The organism is Hydrogenophaga sp., assembly GCF_041633695.1.
Lineage (GTDB): Bacteria > Pseudomonadota > Gammaproteobacteria > Burkholderiales > Burkholderiaceae_C > Hydrogenophaga.
Genome location: NZ_JBFJMY010000510.1, coordinates 1 through 2,723 on the forward strand (window position 1 = coordinate 1; position 2,723 = coordinate 2,723).

Genomic DNA, 2,723 nt, shown 5'->3' on the forward strand with positions numbered 1-2,723 from the left:
GGCGCCAGCGATGTGGATGCGGCGCAACGCTGCTTCCAGGCCCTGAAGGCGCGCCGGATTCTGGTCAAGAATGTTTCTAAAATGCACCCATTGCTGTCCAATTGTTTGCGTCTGACGGTGGGAACACCCGAAGAGACCGCGCTGATGCTGGACGCCCTCCAGGCTTCCATATGACCCAGACTTCCGCTCCCAACACCCCCCAGGCCAGCGACCGCGTGGCGCAGGTCCAGCGCGACACGGCCGAAACCCAGATCGGCGTGCGCATCAATCTCGATGGCAGCGGCACGGCCCAGCTGTCGACCGGCATCGGCTTTTTCGACCACATGCTCGACCAGATTGCCCGCCACGGCCTGATCGATCTCGAGATCCAGGCCAAGGGCGATCTGCACATCGACGGCCACCACACGGTGGAAGATGTGGGCATCACCTTGGGCCAGGCTTTCGCCCAGGCCGTGGGCGACAAACGTGGCATCCGCCGCTATGGCCACGCCTATGTGCCACTGGACGAAGCGCTGTCGCGCGTGGTGATCGATTTTTCGGGCCGCCCCGGCCTGCACATGCGTGTGCCTTTCAAGAGCGGCATGGTGGGCGGTTTCGACACCCAGCTGGCGTTTGAATTCTTCCAGGGCTTTGTCAACCACGCTGGCGTGACCCTGCACATCGACAACCTGCACGGCGAAAACGCCCACCACCAGGCCGAAACCGTGTTCAAGGCTTTTGCCCGTGCTCTGCGCATGGCGCTGGAGCGCGACCCGCGCATGGGCGATGTGATTCCCTCCACCAAAGGCTCGCTCTAAGCGCTTTCGCTCCATGATCCGCAAGACAGTGGCCGTGGTGGACTACGGCATGGGCAATCTGCGCTCGGTGTCGCAAGCCGTGGCGCATGTGGCCGCCGATGCCGGCTACGAAGTGGTGGTGACCGCCGACCCCAAAGACGTGATGGCTGCCGAGCGTATCGTGCTGCCGGGGCAGGGCGCCATGCCCGACTGCATGCGCGAACTCGCCGAATCCGGCCTCAAGGCCGCCGTGTTGCATGCCGCTGCCCACAAGCCGCTGTTCGGCGTCTGCGTGGGCATGCAGATGTTGCTGGATTTCAGCGAAGAAAGCAGCACCGGCGTGCCCACACCGGGGCTCGGTCTGATCCATGGCGGTGTGCACCGGTTCCAGCTGGAGGGCCAGCGACAGGCCGACGGCAGCCGCTTCAAGGTGCCGCAAATGGGCTGGAACCGGGTGTTCCACGATCTGGGCCGGGGACCGGCGCACCCCATCTGGGCGGGCGTGGACGATGGTGCCTTCTACTATTTCGTGCACAGCTTCTACGCCTTGCCCACCGACCCCTTGCACAGTGCGGGCGAAACCGAGTACGGTAAGCGCTTCGCGGCGGCGGTCGCCCGCGACAACATTTTTGCGACCCAGTTTCACCCCGAAAAGAGCGCCGATCAGGGCCTGGCGCTTTACCGCAATTTCCTCCACTGGAACCCCTGAGTTCACCCGTTCACACACACCACCATCATGTTGTTGATTCCCGCCATCGATCTGAAAGACGGCCAGTGCGTTCGCCTCAAGCAGGGTGACATGGAGCAATCCACGGTTTTCGGCGAAGACCCTGCGGCCATGGCCCGATCCTGGGTCGACAAGGGTGCACGCCGCGTGCACCTGGTGGATTTGAACGGCGCCTTTGCCGGCAAGCCCAAAAACGAACAGGCGATCCGCGCCATCCTGAAGGAAATCGGCTCCGAGGTGGACGTGCAGCTGGGTGGTGGCATCCGCGACATGGACACCATCGAACGCTATCTCGACGCCGGCCTGCGCTACGTCATCATCGGCACGGCAGCGGTGAAGAACCCCGGCTTCCTGCAAGACGCCTGTACGGCGTTTGGGGGCCATATCATCGTGGGCCTGGACGCCAAGGACGGCAAGGTTGCCACCGACGGCTGGAGCAAACTCACCGGACACGAGGTGGTGGATCTGGGCAAAAAATTCGAAGACTACGGCGTCGAATCCATCGTCTACACCGATATCGGACGCGACGGCATGCTTTCGGGCATCAACATCGAAGCCACGGTGAAGCTGGCGCAAGCCCTGTCCATTCCCGTGATTGCTTCGGGCGGCCTGTCCAATATCGAGGACATCCGCGCCTTGTGCGGCGTCGAGGATGACGGCGTGGAAGGCGTGATCTGCGGCCGCTCCATCTACAGCGGCGATCTGGATTTTGAAGCCGCACAGCGCCTGGCCGACGAACTCAACGGCTGATCTGTAGCCCGCCCGAACGGGTGCGCTGCTGACCACAACGCCTTGCCCCCTCCGCACTGGAAAACCGACATGCTCGCCAAACGCATCATTCCTTGCATGGACGTCACCGGCGGCCGTGTCGTCAAAGGCGTCAACTTCGTGGAGCTGCGCGACGCGGGTGATCCGGTGGAGATCGCTGCGCGCTACAACGAGCAGGGCGCCGACGAACTCACGTTTCTGGACATCACAGCCACCAGCGATGGGCGCGATCTGATCCTGCACATCATCGAGGCCGTGGCTTCGCAGGTGTTTATCCCGCTCACCGTGGGTGGCGGCGTGCGCACCGTGGCCGATGTGCGGCGCCTGCTCAACGCCGGAGCCGACAAGGTCAGCTTCAATTCAGCGGCGGTGGCGCGGCCCGAACTGATTCGCGAGGCCAGCGACAAGTACGGCGCGCAATGCATCGTGGTGGCGATCGACGCCAAGCGCCA

General features: G+C 63.5%; 4 protein-coding genes and 1 pseudogene. All 5 read left to right on the forward strand.

What is annotated here, in order from left to right; translation table 11 throughout:
- A pseudogene (locus tag ABYB95_RS20895) lies at nucleotides 1-174 on the forward strand (histidinol-phosphate aminotransferase); the annotation flags it as partial.
- On the forward strand, nucleotides 171-797 hold the full coding sequence (gene hisB / locus ABYB95_RS20900; protein ID WP_372661429.1) for an imidazoleglycerol-phosphate dehydratase HisB: 627 nt from the start codon (nucleotides 171-173) through the stop codon (nucleotides 795-797). The pseudogene ABYB95_RS20895 and the gene hisB, both read left to right, overlap by 4 nt.
- A 13-nt stretch (nucleotides 798-810) precedes the next feature.
- Nucleotides 811-1,485: an imidazole glycerol phosphate synthase subunit HisH gene (gene hisH / locus ABYB95_RS20905; RefSeq protein ID WP_372661432.1), complete on the forward strand. Its 675-nt coding sequence runs from the start codon at nucleotides 811-813 to the stop codon at nucleotides 1,483-1,485.
- A gap of 27 nt (nucleotides 1,486-1,512) precedes the next feature.
- Nucleotides 1,513-2,253, forward strand: coding sequence for a 1-(5-phosphoribosyl)-5-[(5-phosphoribosylamino)methylideneamino]imidazole-4-carboxamide isomerase (gene hisA, locus ABYB95_RS20910; protein WP_372661435.1), 741 nt, complete (start codon nucleotides 1,513-1,515; stop codon nucleotides 2,251-2,253).
- A 69-nt stretch (nucleotides 2,254-2,322) separates the two neighbouring features.
- Nucleotides 2,323-2,723: imidazole glycerol phosphate synthase subunit HisF (gene hisF / locus ABYB95_RS20915; protein ID WP_372661438.1), on the forward strand; the 401-nt coding region annotated here is incomplete at its 3' end.